The sequence below is a fragment of the Micromonospora sp. M71_S20 genome (genome assembly GCF_003664255.1).
GTDB lineage: Bacteria > Actinomycetota > Actinomycetes > Mycobacteriales > Micromonosporaceae > Micromonospora.
Genome location: NZ_RCCV01000001.1, coordinates 4,443,669 through 4,467,779 on the forward strand (window position 1 = coordinate 4,443,669; position 24,111 = coordinate 4,467,779).

Annotated in this window: 16 protein-coding genes; 12 read left to right on the top strand and 4 right to left on the bottom strand. The window is 73.0% G+C overall.

Annotation, left to right across the window (positions count from 1 at the left end; genetic code table 11):
- Positions 1-5 precede the first annotated feature (5 nt).
- The 10 genes from DER29_RS19050 (at position 6) to DER29_RS19100 (ending at position 14,110) form a co-directional block, all read left to right on the top strand.
- Positions 6-1,112, top strand: coding sequence for a diphosphate--fructose-6-phosphate 1-phosphotransferase (locus DER29_RS19050; protein WP_121398558.1), 1,107 nt, complete (start codon positions 6-8; stop codon positions 1,110-1,112).
- Positions 1,113-1,139: 27 nt separating this feature from the next.
- Positions 1,140-2,435 (top strand): ABC transporter substrate-binding protein, encoded by a 1,296-nt coding sequence (locus DER29_RS19055; RefSeq protein ID WP_121398559.1) that lies wholly within the window; start codon positions 1,140-1,142, stop codon positions 2,433-2,435.
- Between the two features lie 7 nt (positions 2,436-2,442).
- A complete protein-coding gene (locus DER29_RS19060; RefSeq protein WP_121398560.1) occupies positions 2,443-3,396 on the top strand; it encodes a carbohydrate ABC transporter permease in 954 nt (317 codons plus the stop codon).
- Positions 3,393-4,214 carry a carbohydrate ABC transporter permease gene (locus DER29_RS19065; RefSeq protein ID WP_121398561.1) on the top strand — a complete coding sequence of 274 codons (822 nt, stop codon included), beginning with the start codon at positions 3,393-3,395 and terminating at the stop codon, positions 4,212-4,214. Before DER29_RS19060 ends, DER29_RS19065 begins: the two co-directional genes overlap by 4 nt.
- The gene (locus DER29_RS33940; RefSeq protein WP_158619055.1) at positions 4,211-5,212 is read left to right on the top strand and encodes an alcohol dehydrogenase catalytic domain-containing protein; all 1,002 of its coding nucleotides are present in this window, start codon (positions 4,211-4,213) and stop codon (positions 5,210-5,212) included. The genes DER29_RS19065 and DER29_RS33940 overlap by 4 nt, the downstream gene beginning before the upstream one ends.
- On the top strand, positions 5,209-6,120 hold the full coding sequence (locus DER29_RS19080) for a 2-deoxy-5-keto-D-gluconate 6-phosphate aldolase domain-containing protein (RefSeq protein ID WP_199729491.1): 912 nt from the start codon (positions 5,209-5,211) through the stop codon (positions 6,118-6,120). Before DER29_RS33940 ends, DER29_RS19080 begins: the two co-directional genes overlap by 4 nt.
- 23 nt (positions 6,121-6,143) lie before the next feature.
- On the top strand, positions 6,144-6,830 hold the full coding sequence (locus tag DER29_RS19085; RefSeq protein WP_121398563.1) for a GntR family transcriptional regulator: 687 nt from the start codon (positions 6,144-6,146) through the stop codon (positions 6,828-6,830).
- Positions 6,817-7,872: an alcohol dehydrogenase catalytic domain-containing protein gene (locus DER29_RS19090; RefSeq protein WP_158619056.1), complete on the top strand. Its 1,056-nt coding sequence runs from the start codon at positions 6,817-6,819 to the stop codon at positions 7,870-7,872. Before DER29_RS19085 ends, DER29_RS19090 begins: the two co-directional genes overlap by 14 nt.
- A 287-nt stretch (positions 7,873-8,159) precedes the next feature.
- Positions 8,160-11,615, top strand: a complete 3,456-nt coding sequence (locus tag DER29_RS19095; RefSeq protein WP_121398565.1) for a discoidin domain-containing protein — start codon at positions 8,160-8,162, stop codon at positions 11,613-11,615.
- A 146-nt stretch (positions 11,616-11,761) separates the two neighbouring features.
- Positions 11,762-14,110: an AbfB domain-containing protein gene (locus DER29_RS19100; RefSeq protein ID WP_199729357.1), complete on the top strand. Its 2,349-nt coding sequence runs from the start codon at positions 11,762-11,764 to the stop codon at positions 14,108-14,110.
- Positions 14,111-14,149: 39 nt separating this feature from the next.
- Here the strand turns inward: DER29_RS19100 and DER29_RS19105 are convergent, their stop codons facing one another.
- From DER29_RS19105 to bla, 3 genes are all read right to left on the bottom strand, one after another.
- Complete coding sequence (locus tag DER29_RS19105; RefSeq protein ID WP_121398566.1) at positions 14,150-16,990, bottom strand: M48 family metalloprotease; 2,841 nt, start codon at positions 16,988-16,990, stop codon at positions 14,150-14,152.
- Complete coding sequence (locus DER29_RS19110; protein WP_121398567.1) at positions 16,987-17,448, bottom strand: hypothetical protein; 462 nt, start codon at positions 17,446-17,448, stop codon at positions 16,987-16,989. The genes DER29_RS19105 and DER29_RS19110 overlap by 4 nt, the downstream gene beginning before the upstream one ends.
- 130 nt (positions 17,449-17,578) lie before the next feature.
- Positions 17,579-18,526 (bottom strand): class A beta-lactamase, encoded by a 948-nt coding sequence (gene bla / locus DER29_RS19115; protein WP_121398568.1) that lies wholly within the window; start codon positions 18,524-18,526, stop codon positions 17,579-17,581.
- Between the two features lie 291 nt (positions 18,527-18,817).
- On the opposite strand from bla, the gene DER29_RS19120 reads away from it, so the two are divergent.
- Positions 18,818-21,022, top strand: a complete 2,205-nt coding sequence (locus DER29_RS19120; protein WP_121398569.1) for an ATP-dependent RecD-like DNA helicase — start codon at positions 18,818-18,820, stop codon at positions 21,020-21,022.
- Positions 21,023-21,068: 46 nt separating this feature from the next.
- Here the strand turns inward: DER29_RS19120 and DER29_RS19125 are convergent, their stop codons facing one another.
- The gene (locus DER29_RS19125; RefSeq protein WP_121398570.1) at positions 21,069-22,637 is read right to left on the bottom strand and encodes a helix-turn-helix domain-containing protein; all 1,569 of its coding nucleotides are present in this window, start codon (positions 22,635-22,637) and stop codon (positions 21,069-21,071) included.
- A 134-nt stretch (positions 22,638-22,771) separates the two neighbouring features.
- Here DER29_RS19125 and DER29_RS19130 point away from each other — a divergent pair, with 134 nt between their 5' ends.
- Entirely contained in the window at positions 22,772-24,034 is a 1,263-nt protein-coding gene (locus DER29_RS19130; protein ID WP_199729358.1) for an FAD-binding oxidoreductase, read from the top strand.
- Positions 24,035-24,111 lie beyond the last annotated feature (77 nt).

The following is a 24,111-nucleotide window of genomic DNA, read 5'->3' on the forward strand; positions in this document are numbered from 1 at the left end:
GCGTCATGCGCCTGCTCATCGGCCAGACCGGCGCGCCGACCGCCGTCGTCAACGCGAGCCTGCGCGGCTTCCTGGAGGGCGCCGAGGGACACGAGGTCCTCGCCCTGCGCGGGGGCCCCGACGGTCTCGTCGACGGCCGGCTCACCCCGGTCACCCTCGCCGACGTCCCGCCCGCCTGGACCCACCGCGGCGGATCCTGGCTCGGCGCCGGCCGCCGGGCGGTCACCGGCGACGACCTCGACGCGGCGGTCGCGACGCTCGCCGAGCACCGCGTCGACGGGGTCGCGCTGATCGGCGGCAACGGCACGATGGCGCTGCTGCGGGCCCTCACCGAACGCGCCGAGCAGGCCGGGTTGCCCCTGTGCACCGCCGGCATCCCCAAGACCGTCGACAACGACCTGGTCGGCGTCGACCACTGCCCCGGATTCGGCTCCGCCGCGCGCTACCTGACCCGGGTCGTGCCCGACCTCGCCCGCGACCACGCGGCCATGCGGGCGATCGAGCCGGTACGCATCGTGGAGACCCTGGGCCGGTCGGTGGGCTGGCTGGCGCTGGCCGCGACGTGGCACCGGGAGGATCCGGCACACGCACCGCACCTCGTCCTGCTGCCGGAGGTGCCGTTCGACCGGGCGGACTTCCTGCGGCAGGTCGCCGACGCCCTGCACACGCACGGCCGCGCGTTCGTGGTGACCAGCGAGGGCGCCGCCCGCGAGCTGACCGACGAGCCCTTCGAGGCGGCCAACCACACCCGGATCCTGCTGGGCGGGGTGTCCCGCCAGCTCGCCGCGCTGGTCACCGCCGAACTCGGGGTGGCCGCCCGCGGCGAGGTCCTCGGCATGGTGCAGCGCTCGGCCGGCGCCCTGGCGGGCGAGGTCGACCGCCGGGAGGCGACCGAGGCCGGACGGCACGCCGCGCGGCTGCTGGCGGCCCGGCGCAGCGGACTCATGGTCGGCCTGCACCGCGTCGGCACGGACCCCTACGCCGCCGGGTACGACCCGGTGCCACTGGCCGAGGTGGCCGGCCACACCCGACCGGTACCCGCGCGGTGGCGCACCACCGACCCCGCCGACCTCGACGACTTCCACGACTGGCTCACCCCTCTCATCGCCTGAGTGACCCCTCCATCGAAAGGCAGGCACATGCGGCACAGGTACCTGAGCGCGGCGCTCGCCCTGGCCCTGGTCGGCGGGCTCACCGCCGGCTGCGGCTCGGACTCCGCCGGCTCCGCCAACGAGATCAACCTGATCATGTCGAACCACCCCTGGCAGCGGGCGATCGAGCCGTTGATCGACGACTTCGAGAAGGAGTCGGGCGTCACGGTGAAGGTCCAGACGTTCGCCGAGCAGCAGATGCGCGACAAGGTGCAGCTCAACCTCCAGTCGCGCAGCTCCTCGATGGACGTGTTCATGACGCTGCCCTCCCGCGAGGGCCCCCAGTTCGCCAAGTCCAACTACTACGAGCCGCTGGACGAGCACGTCAGCAAGGCCGGGGCGGACTACGACGTCGACGACTTCCCGACCGCCGTACGTGCCGGCATGACCGTGGACGACAAGCTGATCGCGGCGCCGATCAACGTCGAGGGCGTGGTGCTGTACTACCGCACCGACCTGTTCGACAAGTACGGCGTCACGCCGCCGAAGACCCTCGACGAGCTGACCACCACCGCGGAGACGATCAAGCAGAAGTCCGGCGGCAGCGTCACCCCGATCGCGTTGCGCGGACAGTCCGCGGCGCTGCCGTTCACCTTCGGCCCGTTCCTGCACTCGCAGGGCGTGAGCTGGACCAAGCCCGACGGCACGCCCAACTTCGACGACCCCAAGGCCGTCGAGGCGATCGACCGCTACGCCACCCTGGCCCGCGAGTACGGCCCGCCCGGCGTCGTCAACAACACCTTCACCCAGTCCTCGGCCCTGTTCGCCGCCGGCGACGCCGCCATGGAGCTGGAGTCGAGCAACGAGGTCAGCAGCATCATCGACCCCAAGACCTCCAGGATCGCGGACAAGATCGGCGTCCTCGACTTCCCGGCCGGGGCCGCCGGCTCCAAGACCACCGTGCTGTCCTGGGGCCTGTCGGTCTCCTCGTTCTCCAAGAACAAGGACGCGGCGTGGAAGTTCGTGCAGTGGGCCACCAGCGCGAAGACCCAACTGGAACTCACCAAGTCCGGCATCGCCCCGCCGCGCACCTCGGTCAGCCAGGACCCCGCCTACACCGCCACCCTCAACACCGAGACGCTCAAGCAGTGGAACGCGGCGCTGACGAAGGCGCAGACCGACGGTGCCACCGAGGTCGGGCCCGTGGGTGTCGCGGCCCCCGAGATGCGCAAGGTCATCGGCGACGCGGTCGGCACCGTGATCCTCGGCCGGGCGAGTGCCGAGGAAGCGGCCAAGCAGATCCAGGACGGCCTCACCCCGCTGCTGGCGAAGAACAGCGAGTAGGAGCCTCATGAGCACCGACACGACGACGAAACGCCCGACCGGCCCCCGCTCCGCCAGCACGGCGGGGCGGGGGGCGGGGCGCCGGCCGAGAAGGACGGTGCATCCGACCGCCCGGGGGATCTGGCCCTTCGTGGTGCCGGCCGCCGTGGTCACCGCCCTGCTGGTCCTGCTGCCGATCGCGTACACCGTCTGGCTGTCGGTGACCGACCGGCAGTCCGACGGCACGAACACGGGCTTCCTCGGGTTCGACAACTACGCCCAGATGTTCGCCAACCCGGCGTTCTACAACTCCCTGAAGGTCACGCTCTTCCTCTTCGTGGTGTGCCTCGCCGTGGAGACCGTGCTGGGACTCGCGCTCGGCTACGTGATGAGCCTCGACGTGCCGGGTCGGCGCGTCTTCCAGGGCATGATGCTCATCCCGGCGATCACCGCGTCGGTGGCGGTCGGCCTGCTCTGGCTGCTGATCATGGATCCGTCGCTGGGGGCGGCCAACGAGCTGCTGGCCGTCATCGGGATCGACCCCGTGGTCTGGCTCGGTGACCCGTCCATCGCGCCCTGGTCCATCGCGCTCGTGGACATCTGGCAGTGGACGCCGTTCATGGCGCTGATCATCTCCGCCGGCATCCGGTCGTTGCCGGAGGAGCCGTTCGAGGCGGCGGCCATCGACGGGGCGAGCGGCTGGCGTACCGCGTGGAACATCGGTCTGCCCCTGCTGCGGCCGGTGCTCATCGTCGCGATGCTGCTGCGCACCGTCGACCTGGTCCGCTTCTTCGACACCATCTACATCATGACCCAGGGCGGGCCGGTCGACTCGACGAACACCCTCAACGTGTACGGCTACAACGAGGCGTTCATCAACCAGGCACCCAGCTACGCCGCCACCCTGCAGATCGCCCTGCTGGTGCTCGTCGTCCTGATCGCCACCGTCTTCACCCTGGTCCGAAGGAGGGCCGCGAAATGAGCGCGGGCAAGCGGCTGGTCGGCGTCTACACCGCGTACGTCCTGTTCGCCGTGGTCTTCTTCGGCCCGGTGCTGTTCATGCTCTGGTCGTCGCTGCGGCGCAACGTCGACATCACCGGTTCCCTGTTCGACGTGGCCTCGCCGCTGACGCTGGAGAACTTCACCAACCTGTTCGAGCGGTTCGAGTTCGGCCGCTACATCGCCAACAGCTTCATCGTCGCCGGCGGCTCCACCCTGCTCGGCCTGGTGCTGGGCGCCCCGGCCGCGTACGTGATCGTCCGGCGGCAACTGAACACGCTGGGCTTCGTGACGCTCCTCGCCCGGATGGCACCCGGCGTGCTGTTCGTCCTTCCGCTGTTCGTGCTCTCCATCCGCATCGACGCCCCGTCGAACACGGGGCTCAACTACGCCCTGCTCATCGTGGCGCACCTGATCGTCACCCTGCCGCTGTGCATCTGGCTGCTGATCCCGTTCTTCGAGGAGATCCCGATCAGCATCGAGGAGTCCACGCTCATCGACGGCGCCTCCACCTGGCAGCGGTTCCGCATGGTGGTGCTGCCGCTCGCCCTGCCCGGCGTCTCGGTGGCACTCACGCTCAGCTTCGTCTTCTCCTGGAACTACTTCCTGTTCGCCCTGGCCCTCGCCAACGACCGGACGCTGCCGCTGACGGTCATCGCCTTCAACTTCATCGGCCAGGGATCGAACGATTTCGGCGGTCTGATGGCCGCCAGCACGCTCATCTCAGCGCCGGCCCTCCTGCTGACGATCTTCGCGCAGCGGTGGCTGGTGCGTGGAATCACCGGAGGTGCCGTCAAGTGACGACCACCAGTGTCCGTGCCCGCTTCCTCGGCGACGGACGGATCGACTTCGAGCGGGCCACGCTCGGCCCGGTCGCCGACGGGCAGGTACGCGTCCGCGTCGACGTCTGCGCCCTCTGCGGCTCGGACAAGCGGCTGCTGCGGTCGGGCTCGCCCGTGGTGCCGGGACACGAGATCGCCGGCACCGTGGTCGACGTCGGCGCGGACGTCACCGTGCCCGTCGGGACCCGCGGCATCGTCTACATCCCGGTCTTCTGCGGTACGTGCCGGCGCTGCGCCGCCGGACGCACCAACCAGTGCCTGCACCTGCGGGAGCTGATCGGCTGGCAGCGCGACGGCGGGTTCGCCGAGCACGTCGACGTGCCGGCCCGCTGCCTGCTGCCGGTGCCCGACGACGTGCCGCTGGACACGGCGGTGCTGGGTCTGGACACCGTGGGCACCGCCGCGCACGCCCTGCGCCTGTGGCAGCGCACCCAACCCGACGGTGTCGACCGGGCGCTGGTGATCGGCGCCGGCCCGTTGGGCCTCGGGGTCGTCGCCGTGGCGGGCGCCTTCGGCGTCGGCGGGGTCGACGCCTTCGACCCGCACGAGGGTCGGCTGTCCACCGCCGTCGAGCTGGGCGCCCGGGCCGCGGGCGACCTGACGGCCGAGAACCAGTACGACCTCGTGGTGGAGGTCAGCGGCGCGGCGGCGGCCCGGGAGACCGCGCAGCGGGTGGTCGCGCCCGGCGGCGCGGTGATCGCCCTCGGCGAGTCCGACGAGCCCTACACGATGCCCGCGACGCCCCGGTGGCGGCGCACGGACTGCTACACCGTGCGTTCCTTCTACTTCCCCACCAGCGAGGTCGAGGCGAACTGGGACCTGCTGCGCGACCACGGCGCCGCGCTGCGGGACCGGCTGACGGTGCCGGTGACCCTCGCCGAACTGCCCGACGCCTTCGCCCGCTTCGTCGCTGGCGACTACTTCAAACCCTGCATCGTGTCGGAGGACGCCCGATGAACCAGCCGCAGCACCTGCTCATCCTCGCGGTCGACCAGCGGCCCTGGCTCACCCAGGCGCTCTACGGCCACACCGGCACCGCCACGCGCAGCCAACGCGCGGCGATCACCGACGGCAAGCACATGGTGGTGGAGGGGCTCCTCGCGGCGCTCGCCGACGAGCCGAGGCTCGCCGCGCACGCCGGCATCCTCGTCGACGCGACGCTGGGCCCCGGCGTGGCCGAGCGGGCCCACGCCAACGGCGTGACCGTGAGCATGCCGCTGGAGCGCGGCGGTTGCGAGATCTACGAGACCGAACCGGCCGACCTCAGGTCCCACCTGGAGCACCACCAGCCCGAGCTGCCCAAGGTCCTGGTCCGCTACAACGTCGAAGGCGATGTCGACGGCAACCGCGTCCAGCGCGCCCGGCTGGCCGAGGTTTCCGCGGCGGTCCGCGACGCCGGTGGCCGTTTCCTGTTCGAGCTGCTCGTGCCGCCCACGCCCGCGCAGCTGGACGCCGTCGGCGGCGACCCGGGACGGTTCGAACGGGAACTGCGTCCCGCGCTGGTGCACCGCGCGATGACCGAGCTGCTCGACGAGGTTCCGGTGGACGTCTGGAAGCTGGAGCACCTCGACCGGCAGGAGCACTACCGCACCGCGGCCCGGATCGCGGCCGAGGCCGGCGGCGAGTGCATCCTGCTCGGCGCCAACGCGCCGGCGCCCCGGGTCGAAGGCTGGCTCGCCGACGCCGCCGCCGCCGGATTCACCGGCTTCGCTATCGGGCGTAGCATCTGGTGGGACGCGCTGCGCGGGCTGCTCGCCGGGGACCTGGCCCGCCCTCAGGCGGTGGCGGCGGTCGCCGCGAACTACCGTGGATTCGCCGCCGCGTTCCTCGCCGCGGTGCCGGTCGGGCCCGAGCCACACGAGTGAGGACACCAGTGACGCCACCCTCCATGCCCCGGCCCCCCGCCGCGACGCTGCCGGTGCCCGCGCAGGAAGCGGATCCCCAGACCGGTGAGCGGGTCGGCGAGCTGCTCTACCGGACGCTGCGAGACCGGATCATCTCGGGCGAGCTGCGGCCCGGCACCCGGCTGAGCGTCCCGGCGCTGGCCGAGGAGTTCCGGGTGAGCCGCAGCCCCGTGCGCGACGCGGTGATCCGCCTGGTGCAGGACGAGCTGGCGCGCGAGACCCTCAACCGCGGCGCGGTCGTCGCCCGCATCGAGGGCGAGGAGCTGGTCAGCCTCTACGAGGCCCGCGAGGCTCTGGAGTGGGCGGTGGCCCGGCTGGCGGCGCAGCGGTACAGCCCGGCGCTGCGCCGCCGCCTGCTCGCCCTGCTCACCGAGCACCGGCAGGTCGCGGCGGACGGCGACTTCGCCCGCCACATCGAACTCGACGCCGCGTTCCACCGGGAGATCCGGCAGGCCGCGCAGAGTCCGGTGCTGACCCGGATGCTCGACGGCGTCCAGAGTCGGGTCCTGATCGCGATGCGCTCGACCAGCCTCACCGGAGGCATGGCCCAGGCCGTCGCCGACCACCAGGCCATCTTCGAGGCGCTCTGCTCGGGTGATCCCGACGCCGCGGGTGAGGCCGCCCGGGCGCACATCCGCCGACTCAAGGAGCTGCTTCGTGCCGCTTACTGAAGCCCGCACGATCACCGCCGTCCGGTGCCACGGTCCGGGCGACGTACGCGTCGAGCACCTGCCCGAGCGCGCCCCGGGCCCCGGCGAGGTGGCCATCGAGCCCCTGGCCGTGGGGGTCTGCGGCACGGACAGCCACATCGTCGGCGGCAGCTTCCCCGCGGCGGCGCCGGTCGTGCTGGGTCACGAGGTCTGCGGGCGGGTGCGGGAGGTCGGCCCCGGGGTCGACCGGCTCGCGCCCGGCGACCTCGTGACCGTCGAGCCCCACGACTACTGCACCGCCTGCGCGTACTGCCGGCTGGGGCAGGAGCATCTCTGCGACGCCAAGCGGGGCTACGGCGTACGGCTGGACGGCGGGATGGCCGAGCGCATGGTGGTGCCGGCACGGATCGCCTACCGGCTGCCCCCGGACACGCCACCGTGGATCGGCGCCCTCACCGAGCCGCTCGCGTGCTGCATCCACGGCATGGACCAGCTCGCGCCCCGCTCCGGCCTGCCCGTGCTCGTCCACGGCGCCGGCCCGGCGGGCGCGATGATGGTGGCGCTGGCCCGCTCCCGCGGGCTCGCCCCCGTCGTCGTCATGGATCCCCGCCCGGACCGCCGCGACCTCGCGCTGCGCATGGGAGCCGACGCCGCCCTCGACCCGACCGACCCGGCCAGCGGGGCGGCGGCCCGGGCCCTGACCGACGGCCTCGGCTTCCCGTACGTCGTCGACGCCGTCGGCTCGGCGCGCCTGCTGGAGTCCGCGATCGGCATGGCCAGCCGCGGCGGCCGGATCCTGATCTTCGGTGTCGCCCGGCCGGACGAGGAGGCACGGGTGCGCCCCAACGAGGTCTTCGCGCGCGAGCTGACCATCGTGGGGGCGGTCATCAACCCGTACACCCATCACCGCGCGGTGGGCATGCTGCCGACGCTCGGCCTGGACCGGCTGCGGCCGGCGTTCTTCCCGCTGGAGGAGGTCTCGCAGGCGCTCGAGGCCCAGGCCGTCGGACAGGCCGACAAGGTCTTCGTCGCCCCGCACGGCGTCGACGCCGCCCTCCGGTAGCCCGGGGACCCGACCGGGTTCACCCCGTCCGGCGTCACCGTGGCCGGTCCACGGTGGCGCCGCACGGCGTCGACGACTTTTGCCCGTCCGGACGAAAGTTCAGGCGATCTCACACAAACATCTAGACATTTAGATTTAAGAATCCTAGTGTTGCCTCACCAGGCAGCGGCGTGCCAGGCCAACCATCAGGACATGACAACGATGTCCGTTCGATGTCCGGGCCCGCCGCTGAGCCCGAGCGCCGCGCGACGACGTACGTCGTTGTCCCGCTCCCCTGGAGGAGAAGAATGCTCGGATCGTCCCGACGAGCACGCGTGCCCATCGCGAGCGCCATCACCGCCGTCATGGCGGTCGCCGGCCTGTGGCTGTCCCCGCCGAGCGCGGCTGCCGCTCCGCCCCCGCAGGAACCCGGCGTCACCCTGCGCGTCTTCGACCTGCAGGTGCCGCTGAACAACCTCTGCACCCTGAAGGCCGGCCAGACCCCGAACGTCGACAAGCTCATGCCGACGGTCAACTGGACGAGCGCGGCGGACTTCGGCATCGAGGACCACTTCCTGGTCCACGTCCTCGGCAACGTCAACATCACCCAGGCCGGCAGCTACACCTTCCGGCTCATCAGCGACGACGGGTCACGTCTGCTGATCGACGACACGCTGATCGTCGACCACGACGGCGCGCACGGCCCGGAACCGAAGGACGGCGCGGTCGACCTGACCCCCGGATACCACTCCCTGCGCATCGAGCACTTCGAGCGTACGGGCGGCCAGCAGCTCACGTTGCAGTGGCAGACGCCGGGCTCCGGCACGTTCGTGAACGTCCCGAACTCGGCGCTGAGCACCGACGCCGGCGTCGTGCGGGTGACCGCACCCGGCCGCAAGGAGTGCGAGGCCAGTGGCGACTCCCCCGGCGACGGGCTGCCGCTCACGTCGGTGCACCCGAACTACACCCTGACCGACCTGCGCCCGAGTGGTTTCCAGCCGCAGGTCACCGGGTTCGACTGGTTCCCCGACGGCCGGCTGGCCGTGTCCACCTGGGGCGGTTCCCTGACCAGCGTGGGCGAGGTGTGGATCCTGGGCAACGTCACCGGCAGCACCAGTGCCGGCCAGGTGACCCGGCAGCGGGTCGCGACGGGGCTTCAGGAGCCGATGGGGATCAAGATCGTCGATGGGAAGATCTACGTCGCGGAGAAGGCGAAGCTCACCGAACTCAACGACACCAACGGCGACGGGGTGACCGACCAGTACCGCACCGTGGCCACCTGGCCGTTCGGCAGCAACTTCCACGAGTTCGGGTTCGGCCTGCTGTACCGGGACGGGTACTTCTACCTGAACCTCTCGGTGTCCATCAACTACGGCGGGGCCACGACCGACCCGCAACCGGCCCCGAACCGGGGCACGACCATCAGGGTGAACCGCAGCACCGGCGCGGTCGACTACGTGGCCGGCGGCCTGCGCACGCCGCACGGCATCGGCTGGGGCCCGGAGGGCGACATCTTCGTCACGGACAACCAGGGTGGCTGGCTGCCGTCGTCGAAGCTCGTGCACGTCAAGCAGGGCCGCTTCTTCAACCATTACATGAACCCGGCCGGCCCGTTCGACAACAACCCGGTCACCCCGCCGGTCCTCTGGATGCCGCAGAACGAGATCGGCAACTCGCCGAGCACCCCGGTCATGCTCAACCAGGGCCCGTTCGCCGGGCAGATGCTCATCGGCGACGTCACCTACGGCGGGCTCCAGCGCGCGTACCTGGAGAAGGTCAACGGCGAGTACCAGGGCGCCCTGTTCCGGATGACCCAGGGCCTGGAGGCGGGGGTGTCCGAGGTGTCCGTCGGGCCCGACGGCGCCATCTACACCGGCGGCCTGCACGGCGGCGGCAACTGGGGGCAGGAGGGCAAGCTCAGCTACGGCCTACAGAAGATCGCCCCCAACGGCGGCAACAACTTCGACATGCTGGCGATGCGGGCGCTGCCCAACGGCTTCCAGATCGAATACACCCAGCCCCTGTCGGCGACGACCGCCGCCGCGCTGGCCAGCAAGTACCGGGTCAAGCAGTGGCGCTACGTGGCGACGGCCGCGTACGGCGGGCCAAAGGTCGACGAGGAGACCCTGTCGGTCTCCTCGGCCACCCTGTCGGCCGACGGGAAGACCGTCACGCTGGCGATCAACGGCCTCAAGCCCGGCCGGGTGGTGCACGTCCGCTCGCCCCGGCCGTTCTCGGCCAGCAACGGCCAGTCGCTCTGGAACACCGAGGTGTGGTACACACTCAACGCCATCCCCGGTCAGCAGCCGCCCGTGAACCTCGCGCTCGGCAGGGCGGCGACCGCCGACAGTTCCTGCTCCGCCGTCGAGGGCCCGGCCAGGGCCGTCAACGGAACGGTCACCAGCGGCAACCTCGACAAGTGGTGTTCGACCGGCACCAACAAGTGGCTCCAGGTCGACCTGGGCACCGCCCGGAGCGTGAGCCGCTTCGTCGTACGGCACGCGGGCGCCGGCGGCGAGAACACCGCCTGGAACACCCGCGACTTCACCATCCAGACCAGCACCAACGGCACCTCCTGGACGACGGCGGCGACCGTCACCGCCAACACGGCGAACACCACCACCCACGACATCTCCCCCACCCAGGCCAGATACGTCCGACTGAACGTCACCAAGGCCACCAACACCTCGGACAACGCGGCACGCATCTACGAGTTCGAGGCCTACGGTGGGCAGGCCGCCACCGAGAACCTCGCGCTGGGCAGGGCGGCGACGGCCGACAGTTCCTGTTCGGCCACCGAGGGCCCGGCCAGGGCCGTGAACGGCAGCGTGTCCGGCGGGAACAGCGACAAGTGGTGTTCGACCGGCACCAACAAGTGGCTCCAGGTCGACCTGGGCACCGCCCGGAGCGTGAGCCGCTTCGTCGTACGGCACGCGGGCGCCGGCGGCGAGAACACCGCCTGGAACACCCGCGACTTCACCATCCAGACCAGCACCAACGGCACCTCCTGGACGACGGCGGCGACCGTCACCGCCAACACGGCGAACACCACCACCCACGACATCTCCCCCACCCAGGCCAGATACGTCCGACTGAACGTCACCAAGGCCACCAACACCTCGGACAACGCGGCACGCATCTACGAGTTCGAGGCCCACGGCCCCGGCGGCGACACCGGCCGGGTCACGCTCCTCGACGGGTCCCACCTCGACAACTTCGAGTACACCAACGGCACACCGGCGACCTGGCCGCTGGCCAAGGGCGGGGTGGAGGTCCTCGGCGGCGACATCCGCAGCAGGCGCGCTTTCGGTGACTTCCGGCTGCACGTCGAGTTCTGGCTGCCCAACCTGCCGCCGGACGTCACCGGCCAGGCCCGCGCCAACAGCGGGATCTACCTACAGGACCGCTACGAGCTCCAGGTCCTGGACTCCTTCGGCGACACCACCCCGGCCAACGACGAGGGCGGCGCCATCTACGGAAAGATCGCGCCGTCGGTCAACGCGGCCGGCGCGCCGGAGACGTGGCAGACCTACGACGTCACCTTCCGGGCGGCCCGCTTCGACAGCGCCGGAGTCAAGACGGAGAACGCCCGGGTCACGGTCGTGTGGAACGGCGTCACCGTCCACGACAACGCGGTGATCAACGGGCCCACTGGCAACGGCGCCCCGGAGGGCCCCTCCGTGGGGCCGATCCGGTTGCAGGACCACGGCGACCCCGGCCTCAACGTCCACTACCGCAACATCTGGGTCGAGCCGACGAGCTGACCGCGCCACCCCGGGGCAGGACGGCCCACGCGGGTCGTCCTGCCCCGGCCTTCACCGCCGCCGTACGCCCCATCCCGGGGAACCCCCCGTCCCGTCGCACGGGCACGTCCCCGCGCCCGCGCCGACCCGTCCACATCGGAGACGGCATGACACGTCGCGCCCGCATCCGCACCCTGCCGCTCACGGCCACCCTCACCCTGCTGGCCGCCCTGCTCCCGCCGGTGTCCCCGGCCCGGGCGGCCCCCGCGAAGACGCCCCCACTGACCACGCCGTGGACCAGCCAGGCCCTCACCGGCACGCCCCTGCCGGAATACCCGCGACCGCAGATGACCCGGCCCGACTGGCTCAACCTCAACGGCGAGTGGCAACTCCGCCAGTCCGCCACCAACGACGCCCCGCAGTTCGGCACGAACCTCCCCGAGCGGGTGAACGTGCCGTTCCCGGTGGAGAGCGCCCTGTCCGGCGTGCAGCGCGCCGCCAACGACAACCGCCACTACCTGTTCTACCGGCGCACCTTCACCGTGCCGGCCGACTGGTCCGGCCGCCGGACACTGCTGCACTTCGGGGCGGTCGACTGGCAGGCCACCGTGTGGGTCAACGGCGCTCAGGTCGGCGGGCACACCGGGGGCTACGACGCCTTCACGTTCGACGTCACGCCGCATCTCGACGGTGGCACGAACGAGATCGTGGTGAAGGTGTGGGATCCGACGGACAGCCGTCAGGACGGCAGCCTGCCGCCGATCGGCAAGCAGACCAAGAGCCCGGGCGGGATCTTCTACACCCCCAGTTCCGGTATCTGGCAGACCGTCTGGTTGGAACCGGTGCCGACCGCGTCGATCAGCAGCGTCGACGTCTATCCGAACCTGTCCACCAACACGCTACGGGTGCGGGTGTTCACCCGGGGGAACGTCGCCGGGCACAGTGTGCTGGCCGAGGCGCTGAACGGGACCACGGTGGTCGGCTCAACCACCGGTGGCTTCACCGACTTCAGCGTGCCGGTGCCGAACGCCCGCCGGTGGTCCCCGGACGATCCGTTCCTCTACGGCCTACGGGTGACGCTGCGCGACCCGGGCGGCGCCCGGACGGACCGGACGACGCACTACTTCGGGATGCGGGAGATCACCACCGGGATGGTCGGCGGGGTGCTGCGCCCGAAGCTCAACGGCCAGTTCGTGTTCCAGGCCGGCACCCTCGACCAGGGGTACTGGCCGGACGGGCTCTACACCGCCCCCACCGACGCGGCGCTCGCCTTCGACCTGCAGAAACACAAGGACCTCGGGTTCAACATGGTCCGTAAGCACATCAAGGTCGAACCGCAGCGGTGGTTCTACCACGCCGACCGCCTCGGCCTGCTGGTGTGGCAGGACGTCCCGTCCCTGACCGCGCAGGACGTCAACGCCGACGACGCCCAGCAGGCGCAGTTCGAGGCCGAGACGCGGGAGGTGGTCGACGAACACCGCAGCAGCCCGGCGGTGGTCGCGTACACCGTCTACAACGAGGGTTGGGGCGAGCGCGCGCTCGCCGACACCCGGCGGGTCGGGCAGAACGTGAAGAACCAGGACCCGACCCGCCTGGTGAACGTGCACAGCGGCCACAACTGCTGCCAGTCGCTGGGCGACCCGGGCAATGGTGACATCGACGACTGGCACGTCTACCTCGGCCCCGCGTCACCGAGCCCGTCGGCCTCCCGGATCGCCGTGCTCGGTGAGTTCGGCGGCCTGGGCCTGCGGACGCCCGGGCACGAGTACAGCCCCAGCGGCGGCTTCTTCGCCTACGAGTGGCAGCCGAACTCCACCGCCCTCACCGACCGGTACGTCGGGCTGGTGCAGGGCACCCGGAACCTGATGCTCGGCAAGGGCCTCAGCGCCTCGGTGTACACCGAGATCACCGACCTCGAAGGCGAGTTGAACGGCTTCCTCACCTACGACCGCCGGATCGTCAAGATGGTGGAGTCCCGGGTCCGGGCGGCAAACCAGGCGCTCATCGACGCGTCCAGGTCGCTCGGCGACAACCAGCCGGTGGCACTGCCGCTGAACACGCGACGGTCGTTGCAGGTGACCACGCCCGGACACACGGGGAGGTACCTGCGGCACCAGGACAGCCTCGCCTACACCGCGATCGTCGACGCGGGCAGCACGGCGCTGCTCAAGAACGACGCCACCTACACGATCCGGGCGGGGCTGGCCGACGCGAACTGCTACTCCTTCGAGTCGGTCAACTTCCCGGGGCAGTACCTCCGGCACGCCGGGTCCCGGGTCCGCAACTCGCCGAACGACGGCTCGGCGCTGATGCGCGCCGACGCCACCTGGTGCGCCCGCACCGGGCTGACCGGCAGCGGAGTCTCGCTGGAGTCGTACAACTTCCGGGGCTCGTTCCTGCGCCACTTCAACTCGGAGGTGTGGCTCAGCAACGGCGCCGGCGGCGCGGCGTACGACACGCCCACCCTCTGGAGCGCGGACAGCACCTGGAACGTCGCCGCGCCCTGGGCACCGTGAGGACCGCACGCGCGCCGGCCGCACCGCCGCCCAGGTCGGTCAGTCGCCCAGTTTCGCCACCGCGGCCTCGACCGCCGCATCGAGCAGCCGCTCGTCCAGGGGCTCAGAGACGGCGCTGCCGTAGACGGTCACCAGGTTGTGTCCCACCCGCACGATCACGAAGGCCGACCGCCCGGTGATCCGGGCCCGCCCGCTGCCCGCGCTCAGCCGGTAGTCCACCCGCCAGGACTGCTCGCCGAGCGCGGGTGGCGGCTGCGCGTCGACCGCGAACCGCACCGCCGAGCCGCCCGCGCCCCGGGCGGTGAAGCGGGGGCAAGCCCGGCGCGCCGACTCCGCCTCGGCGAGCACCGAGGCGGGCACCGGTTCGGCGTGGGACCTGATCTCGATCACCAGTTCGGCCGACGCCGTGGCGGTGAGGCCAGGCACCGTGGCGAAGCGGGCCCGCTCCCGGACCCGTTCGACTCCGCCGAGCCGGTCCAGGTAGGAGTCCTCGGCCAGGGGCCGGCAGGCCGACGGGTCTATCCGGGAGCCGCCGCCCTCAGCCCGGTCGGGTGGCACCCGCCAGCCCCGGGGCAGCACCGCCCTGACCGCGCCGGCCGCCCGGCGGGCCTGCGCGTGGGTGAGCGGCCGACCGGGGTCGGGGCGTCCCGGAGCCGACCGTGTGGGGGTGGCGTCGGGCACCGGCGGGACGACTGGAGCGATCGACGGCGCGGAGAGCCCGGCCGGCTCCGCCACCGGAAGCGGGGCGTACGCCCCGGGGATCCCCGGACCGAGTACCGCCACCGCGAGCAGGGCCGCCAGCACCGCGACCGCCGCCACGGGCCCCCGGACGCCGGCCGGAGAGGACGGGACCGGTCCGGGCACGGTCGGCCGGGACACCAGGAACGGCAGGGTGAACGCGACGAGGTAGCCCAGCCAGGCCAGCGGGGCCAGCAGGTGCGCCTCGGCGGTGTCCCACCCGTCCGCCCGTCCGGTCAGCAGGGCGTGTGCGTACTGCAGCAGCGCCGCCGCCGTGCCGGCCGCCCAGCCCGCGGTCAGCGCCCGGCCGACACCGGCACGACGGCCGACCGCGAGCACCACCAGGACCGCCCAGCCGGTGAGCGCGCAGAGCAGCCAGCGCTGTTGGGCCTGCCGGCCCGCCTCGGCCAGGGTGCCCGGCGGGAACAGCTCGGTCCGCCACAAGGCGGCTCCCGCACCGATCAGCACGGCGGTCAGGACCGCCGCCACGACCCCCCGGTCCCACCGGCGCGGCGGGCGTCGGTGCCCCTCCCCGGCCCCGCGCAGCAGCAGGCCGACCAGCAGCGGTACCAGCAGCGCGAGCAGCGGCCAACCGCTGCGGGGCAGCGCGAAGACCAGCCAGTTGCGGGCCGCGTGGCCGTCGGTCGGCACGGACGCCACCGCCGGCAACGGCCAGAGGACCGCGACACCGGCGGCCGCCGCCACCAGGTACGTGGCCGAACGCCAGCCGACCGACCCGGGCCGGCGGGCGACCACCAGTCGTGCCAGCAGCACGCAGAGCCCGGCCGCCGACGCGGCGAGTGGCCCCGCGAGCGCGGCGACGAGCAGCGCGACGGAAACGTCCGGCCGGGCGGAGACGCCCGAGCTTCCCGGAACCGGCAGTGCGGTGGCGACGAACGCCGTCACCGCGAAGCCGATGGCCGCGCCGAGAACGGGTCGCCACCAGCCACCCGCCCCGGCGGCGGCCCGGCGGACCAGCGCGGGCAGCAGTCCGAGGCTCAGCAGGAGGGCGCCGACACAGACCGCGACGGGCGGGCCGACGGCCGCCTGCGCGGTCAGGAAGAGGTCGCGCGCGAGGGCGTCGGCGGCGCCCGTCGCCAGCATCGCGACCGCGCCGACCGCCAGCCCGTGGGTCAGGCCGCCCGGCGGGTCCGCCGGCCGGCCCAGCGCCGCCGCCCGGGTCGCCGGATCCGAATGCCGGGCGAGCAGCCGACGCCGTCGCGTGGGACCCGCGGTCCCGGCGCGCAGCAGCGCGGCCAGGCGCTCGCCGTGGCCGGCACCGGCGGCGTACCGGTCGGCTTCCCGCTCGCGCCGCCGCAGCAGCCCGGCCGCCAGCAGGGCGGTCAGCACCGCGACGACCGTCGCCCGGCCGAGCGCCGTCAGGTAGGTGGCGTTCGGCCCGAAGAAGGCCACCTCGAGCAGGCCGGCGGCGAGCACCGCCGGCACCGGCACCCAGATCAGGGCACGCACGGCCGACGCCCAGGCCACGTCCCGGGCGAGGACGTGCGCGAGTTCGTGCGCCACCACGGGGTCGAACCGCGCCGGGTCGGCGTGGGCCACCGCGACGGCCGCCGGGAGCACCACCGTCGGCGCGCCGATCACACCACCGGTGGTGTACGCCTGCCGTACGGGCGGGGCGGCGACGATCAACCTCGGTCGGCGTCGCCCGGCCAACCCGTTGCGGTCGCAGAGATCGACGAAGCGTTCCTGCGCGCCCGGCACGGTGAGCCGGCGACGAAGCCGACGCCGGTCGGCCAGCGGCAGGACCAGGACGAGCGCCGCCGCCGCGCCCAGCGCGATACCCGCCCCGGCGAGCATGACCACTCCACGCCGGCCGAACTGCCCGGCCAGGCAGCGGTCGCGGGCGGCCGACTGCTCCGCCGCCGCCACCGGATGGGCCCGGGTGCAGACGTCGACGGCGGCCGCCCAGGGCCGGGAGAGCGAGCGGTCGGCGACGAAGTAGAGGCCACCCGCGCTGATCCCGACGCTGATCAGGGACGCCAGCACGAGTGCGTAGAGCCAGCCGAGCCGGTCCGGAGGCAGGGGTGGGCCGGTGCCGGTGCCGGCGTCGCCGACGCCGGTCGTGCCGTCCGCAGCCGTACCGCCGTCGTGGTGGGCCCCGCCGGCACCGGGCCCGGTCATGCGTCCGGCGGATCGACCATCGCGCCGACCGCGGCGTCGGCGAGCAGTTCCGCCCGATCGGCGTCCAGGCCCAGCGCCACCGCGTGCCGGTGGCACGCCTCCCGCAGGCGGCGTGCCTGTTCGGGGTCCAGCCCCGGTCGGGCGTCGGGCGGGGCGGGCAGCTCCCGGCGGCGGCGACGCAGCAGGCCGGCCCGGACGGTGGTGGCACCGATGACCAGCACCTCGCCCACGGCGGCGGCCACCACCTGGAGCACGAGCTCGGTGAGCAGGGTGACGTCGATGCCGAAGCCGACCCCACTCTGCGGGACGGACCAGCTGACGCGTCCCTTCGACAGCTGCCGCCGCCAGCCGGCGGCCACCTCGTCGAAGACCGGAAGTTCCTCGGGGGCGATTCGACGCACCGCCGCGTGGGCAGCGCCCACGACCAGATCGGCGGCGACGTTCTGGGGCTCGGTCACGATGCCATCGTGCCGCTACGGCGCCAGCCCGGAGACCCGACAGTAAGGTTTCCGGCACCAGGATCCGTCGCCCGGCACGGAGTTCGAGGCCGTGCGCTGCGCCACGTGAACGTCCCCGGGCGGGTTCCCCTCATGACGTACGCCCCTGGGTGAGAGTGGCTGCCACGTACGCGGCGGCTTCGGCGACGAGGGCCTGCTGGTATTCCGCGTCCCTGGTGGCCTTGCTCGACATGATCGCGATGACGAGGGGCGCGGACGTCGGGGGCCACACGACGGCGATGTCGTTGACGGTGCCGTAGTCGCCGGTCCCGGTCTTGTCGGCCACGGTCCAGCCCCGGGGCACGCCGGCGCGGACGCGTTGGGTGCCGGCGCGGGTGGCGTTGCGTTCCAGCAGGTCACGGAGGACGGCGCGCTTCTCGGGCGGCAGGGCGTCGCCCAGCACGATCCGCTGGTAGGTGGTGCCGAGTGCTCGCGGAGAAGACGTGTCGCGGGCGTCTCCCGGGATGGCGGTCGTGATCGCCGGCTCCGTGCGGTCCATCCGGGTGACCGCGTCGCCGAGGCTACGGGCGTACGCCGTCAGTTGGGCCGGCCCGCCCAGATCGCGGAGCAGGAGGTTGCCGGCCGTACCGTCGCTGTGGCGCACCGCGGCGTCGCACAGTTGGCGGATCGTCATCCCCGAGGCCACGTGCCGCCTCGTGATGACGGAGCTCTTCATGAGGTCGTCGGCGGTGTACCTGACGACGGTGTCCAGGTGGGACAGCGGGTGGCGGTGCAGGACCGCCGCGGCCGCCAGCCCTTTGAACGTGAAACAGAACGCGAAGCGCTCGTCCGCACGGTGGACGATGGTGTCGCCGGTGTTGGTGGCCAGGGCGTACACGCCCAGGCGCGCGTCGAACGTGCGCTCCAGCTCCGCCAGGCGATCGTGGTGACCACCCGTCGCGGCGGCGGAGGGGGAAGCGGGGACAGCCGAGGTGGTGGCGACGGAAGGCGTCCTGTCGTCCGCGCAGCCGGCCAGCGGCAGCGCCGCCACCGCCCCCAGCAGAGCGCGACGGGTGACGGTCGGCTGCGTTGAAGGCATGGTCTTCCCTCCGTTGTCGGGTCACGAGGATGGGCGGGGTCGCGTCCGGCGACCGCCGACCCGCGACGCCGGGCACCCCCGGCGTCGACGCGACGTCGACGGGCGCTGCCTGAACCGGCCCGGAGCGCTTCGCGACCCGGCCGCCCGATGAGTCAACGCGCCGCCCACCGCCCGCGGTTGCGTCCACGGCAGGGATCGACGATCCGCCCGCGCGGGACGGATCCGGCCGCCTGCCGTGGCGCGTGGTCGGGCCGGCGGCACCCCCGCGTCGGCAGGAGGCAAGATGGGCGGGTGACTGCCCCCACCCGCCCGCCGTCGGCCGTGTTGGACGCGGTGCTCGAGCGGTTGACCTACGTCAACGAGGAGACCGGCTACACCGTCGCCCGGGTGGCCACCGACCGCGGCAGCGACCTGCTCACGGTGGTCGGTGCGCTGCTGGGAGCCCAGCCGGGGGAAAGCCTGCGCCTGTCCGGTCGGTGGTCGTCGCACCCGCAGTACGGCCGGCAGTTCGAGGTGCACTCGTACACGACCGTCCTGCCGGCCACGATCCAGGGCATCCGCCGTTACCTCGGTTCCGGGCTGGTCAAGGGCATCGGTCCGGTGTTCGCCGAGCGGATCGTCGCCCACTTCGGCCTCGACACCCTCCGCGTGATCGAGGAGGAGCCCGCCCGCCTGGTCGAGGTGCCCGGCCTGGGGCCGAAGCGCACCGCCAAGATCACCGCGGCGTGGGAGGAGCAGAAGGCCATCAAGGAGGTGATGGTCTTCCTCCAGGGCGTCGGCGTGTCGACCTCCCTGGCCGTACGGATCTTCAAGCAGTACGGCGACGCCTCCATCACGGTGGTCAGGAACGAGCCGTACCGGCTGGCGGCCGACGTGTGGGGCATCGGCTTCAAGACCGCCGACACCATCGCGCAGGCCGTCGGGATCCCGCACGACAGCCCTCAGCGGGTCAAGGCCGGCCTGCAGTACACCCTGTCCGAGGCCACCGACAACGGGCACTGCTATCTGCCCGACAGGCAGTTGGTCGCCGACGCCACCAGGATCCTCAACGTGCCCGCCGACCTCGTCGCCACCTGCCTGGACGGCCTCGTCGGCGAGGAGGGGGTGGTCCGCGAGACGCTGCCCGGGCCGGACGGCGAGCCGACGGCGGCGGTGTACCTGGTGCCGTTCCACCGCGCCGAGCAGTCCCTCGCCGGATCCCTGCTGCGGCTGCTGCGCGACCGCGCCGACCGGCTGCCCCACTTCACCGGCGTCGACTGGGGCAGGGCGCTGGCCTGGCTGAAAGCCCGCACCGGCACCGAGCTGGCCCCCGAGCAGGAACAGGCGGTCCGCCTCGCCCTCACCTCCAGGGTCGCCGTGCTGACCGGCGGGCCCGGCTGCGGCAAGAGCTTCACCGTACGCTCGATCGTCGAACTCGCCGCCGCGAAGAAGGCCAAGGTCACCCTCGTCGCGCCGACGGGCCGCGCCGCCAAGCGGCTGTCGGAGCTGACCGGGCATCCGGCGGCCACCGTGCACCGGCTGTTGCAGCTGCGCCCCGGCGGGGAGGCCAGCCACGACCGGGACAACCCCCTCGACGTCGACCTCCTCGTCGTCGACGAGGCGTCCATGCTCGACCTCATCCTGGCCAACAAGCTCGTCAAGGCCGTCCCGCCCGGCGCGCACCTGCTGCTCGTCGGCGACGTCGACCAGCTCCCCTCCGTCGGCGCCGGCGAGGTCCTGCGGGACCTGCTCGCCGCCCCGGCCATCCCCCGGGTCCGGCTGACGCAGGTGTTCCGCCAGGCCGCGGAGTCCGGCGTCGTCACCAACGCCCACCGCATCAACGCCGGCAAGCCGCCCCTGCTCCAGGGCCTCAGCGACTTCTTCCTGTTCGCCAGCGACGACACCGACGCCACCGCCGCCCTGACCGTCGACGTCGCCTGCACCCGGATCCCCGCCCGCTTCGGCCTCGACCCGCGCCGCGACGTCCAGGTCCTCACCCCCATGCACCGCGGGCCCGCCGGCGCGGCGGCCCTGAACACGCTGCTCCAGCAGCGGCTCACCCCGGCGCGCGAGGGCCAACCCGAGCGTCGCCTGGGTGGCCGGGTGTTCCGCGTCGGCGACAAGGTCACCCAGATCCGCAACAACTACGACAAGGGCCAGGCCGGCGTCTTCAACGGCACCGTCGGCATCGTCACGGCGCTGAGCACCGACGAGCAGACCCTGACGGTACGCACCGACGAGGACGAGAGCATCGACTACGACTTCGACGAACTCGACGAACTCGCCCACGCGTACGCCATGACCATCCACCGCTCGCAGGGCTCCGAGTACCCGGCCGTCGTCATCCCGCTGACCACCAGCGCCTGGATGATGCTGCAACGCAACCTGCTCTACACCGCCGTCACCCGCGCCAAGAAGCTCGTCGTCCTGGTCGGTTCCCGCCGCGCCCTCGCCGCCGCCGTCCGTACCGTCGGCGCCGGACGCCGCCACACCGCCCTCGACCACCGCCTCGCCTGAGCGCCTCGCCGCCTCCGCACCGCCCGGCTCCGGGGCCGCCTGCCCCCTACGCCACGGGACGGGGCGCGGTCGGCGCGGGGCGCAGCGCCGCGAGCTGGATCTGCAACGCCAGCCGCGTGCGTGGCGAGTCGAGATCCACGGGGACGACCTCGGTGAGGCGACGCAACCGGTACCGGAGCGTGTTGGGATGCACGTGCAGCTGCCGGGCGGCCCGCTGCGGGTCGCCCTGCTGGTCGAGCCAGGCGGCGACCGTGGCGACGTAGTCGGTGCCGTGTTCCCGGTCGTGGGCCAGGAGATCGGGCAGGGGGCCGCCCACCAGCAGGTCCGCGGTCGGCACGGCGCCGACCACCCGGTGCACGACAACTTCCGCCCAGTGGTCCTCGAACCGCAGCACGGGGCCCCGCTGCCCGGTCGGACCGCGCAACGCGAGCAGCTCCGCCGCCTCGGCGCGGGAGCGCGGCAGGTCCGTCAGGCTCCGGGCGACACCGCCGGACGCGGCGTACAGCCCGGGGTCCTGCACGGCGACGTCGTGGACCAGCTTCTCCATCCACCGCCGGGACCCGGGCGAGGCCCCCTCGTCGACCAGGACGGCGAACAGGACGTCCCCGACGTCCGCGAGCAGCGGCTGGCGCCAACCGTGCCGACGGGTGATCGACTCCCACAGGGCGAGGTTGTCGACCATCTCCCCCGTCCCGCCGAGGGCGACGACCCGCCACGGCCCCTCGGGGAGGGCCAGCTCCTCCCGGCCCATCCTCCCGGGGGCCCGCAGGACTGCCCGCAGGCGGTCGGCCGACACCCGGCGCGCGACGTCGGCCTGCACGCGCAGGCGGAGCAGGTGCAGGGCCAGCACGGACGCGGTGCCCTGGAGGTCGCGCAGCTGCCCCTGCGGCACCGGGCCCTCGACGACGGCCCAGATCGAGCCGAGCAGCTCGCCTCCGGCGCGGATCGGGATGACGAGGCGGGGCAACGTCCCGTCCGGGCCCTGCGGGACGAAGATCAGCTCGCTGCCCGTCGCGAGCTTGCGGAAGACGCCCCGGGAACGGAAGTGGGCGATCACGTTGCCGGGGGCGCGACGACCGACGATCGTCGACACGCGCGCCGGGTCGGTGCGGTCCTGGCGCGAGGAGTAGGCGAGCACCCGGGACCGGGCGTCCTCGATCGTCACCGGCGCGTCGACCACGGCGGCGGTCGCGTCGGCGAGGGCGAACAGCTCGTCGTACACGCCGGGCTCCCCGGTCTCCGGCGAGCCGGGCGCGACGGCCCGGTCGATCATCCCGCGGAGCAGCCAGACGAGCTGGGCCCAGGAGCCGTGACGCTGAAGCTCGACCAGGGTCAGGCGCCGTTCGGCGGCCGCCGTCGTCACGTCGGGGTGCGCGGCCAGCGGGGGCTTGAGCACCAGGCCGGCCGCCCCGGCCTCCTGGCAGCGGGCGACGACGGCGAGGGCCTGTTCCGGGGTCGCGACGCCCGCGCCGAGGACGAGGTCGCCGCTCTGGCCGGTCGTGGCGTCGTCGGGTTCGGCGAGGGTCACGTCGCGTACCTCCGCCTCGTCGGCGGCGACGACGACCTTGAGCAACGCGGCGCCGGCCGCGTCCACCACGCCAGCCACGGTGAGCATGCCGCGATTGTGCCCCGATCTTGTGCGCCAGGGCCAATGACCTGGGCGATCGTTGGCCGGAACGGACAATGACCTCCCGGCCCGGCGGGGACAGGATTGCCGCGATCCCTGTCGCGCCCGAAGGAGAAGACGCCATGTCCCCCGCCGAGTCAGTGCCCGCCCCCCAGCACGTCGCCGTCGTCGGCGCGGGGATGGTCGGGCTGGCCACCGCCTGGTTCCTGCAGGAGCGGGGGGTCCGGGTCACCGTGCTGGACCGTACGGGGGTCGCGGCGGGCGCGTCGTGGGGCAACGCGGGCTGGCTCACCCCCGGCATCACCACTCCCCTGCCGGAGCCGGCGGTGCTGCGGTACGGGGTGCGCGCCGTGCTGAGCCCGTCCTCGCCGGTCTACGTGCCGCCGCGCGCCGACCCCCGGCTGCTGCGGTTCCTGGCCGGCTTCGCGCGGCACAGCACCGCGTCGAGGTGGCAGAGCGCGATGCGGGCCCTCATCCCGGTGAACCGGCGGGCGCTGGCGGCGTTCGACGCGCTGACCGCCGGTGGGGTCGCGGCGCCGACGCACGAGGCGAAGTCGTTCCTCGCCGCGTACCGGACCGAGGCCGAACGGTCGGTCCTGCTCGACGAGCTGGCGCACATCCACTCCGCCGGCCAGGGGATCGAGTTCGACGTCCTGACCGGGGCCGAGGCACGGGAGGTGGAGCCCTCCCTGTCGGACGCGGTCGGCGCCGCCATCCGCCTGCACGACCAGCGCTACGTCAACCCGGGGCAGTACGTGCATGCGCTGGCCGACTCCGTCCGCGCGCGGGGCGGGGCGATCGAGACCGGGGTGGACGTCGTGGACGTCCGCGACGAGGCGACCGGGGTCCGGGTGCTGACCTCCGCCGGCACGGACGAGCGCTACGACGCGGTGGTGCTGGCGACCGGCACCTGGCTCGGCCAACTGGCCCGGCGCTTCGGCGTCCGCACCCTCGTGCAGGCCGGCCGCGGCTACAGCTTCAGCGTCGCGATCGAGCACCTGCCGGCCGGTCCGGTCTACTTCCCCGCGCAGCGCGTGGCCTGCACGCCGCTGGGCGACCGGCTGCGCGTCGCCGGGATGATGGAGTTCCGCAGCGCCGAGGCGCCGCTGGACCGGCGCCGCATCTCGGCCATCGCCGAGGCCGCCCGACCGCTGCTGCGGGGCGCCGACCTGGATGCCCGCACCGACGAGTGGGTCGGCTCGCGGCCCTGCACCCCCGACGGCCTTCCCCTGATCGGCCGGACCAGGTCGCCGCGCGTCTACGCCGCCGGCGGCCACGGCATGTGGGGCATCACCCTCGGCCCGCTCACCGGCGAACTGCTCGCCGAGCAGATCACCGGCGGCGGGCAGCCCGTCGAGCTGCGCCCGTTCGACCCACTGCGCTGACGGGCACCGCCCGGAACCGACGAGCCGCCGGCTGGGCCTCGCTGCACACCGGACGGATACCGCAGGCAGGCGGGAGA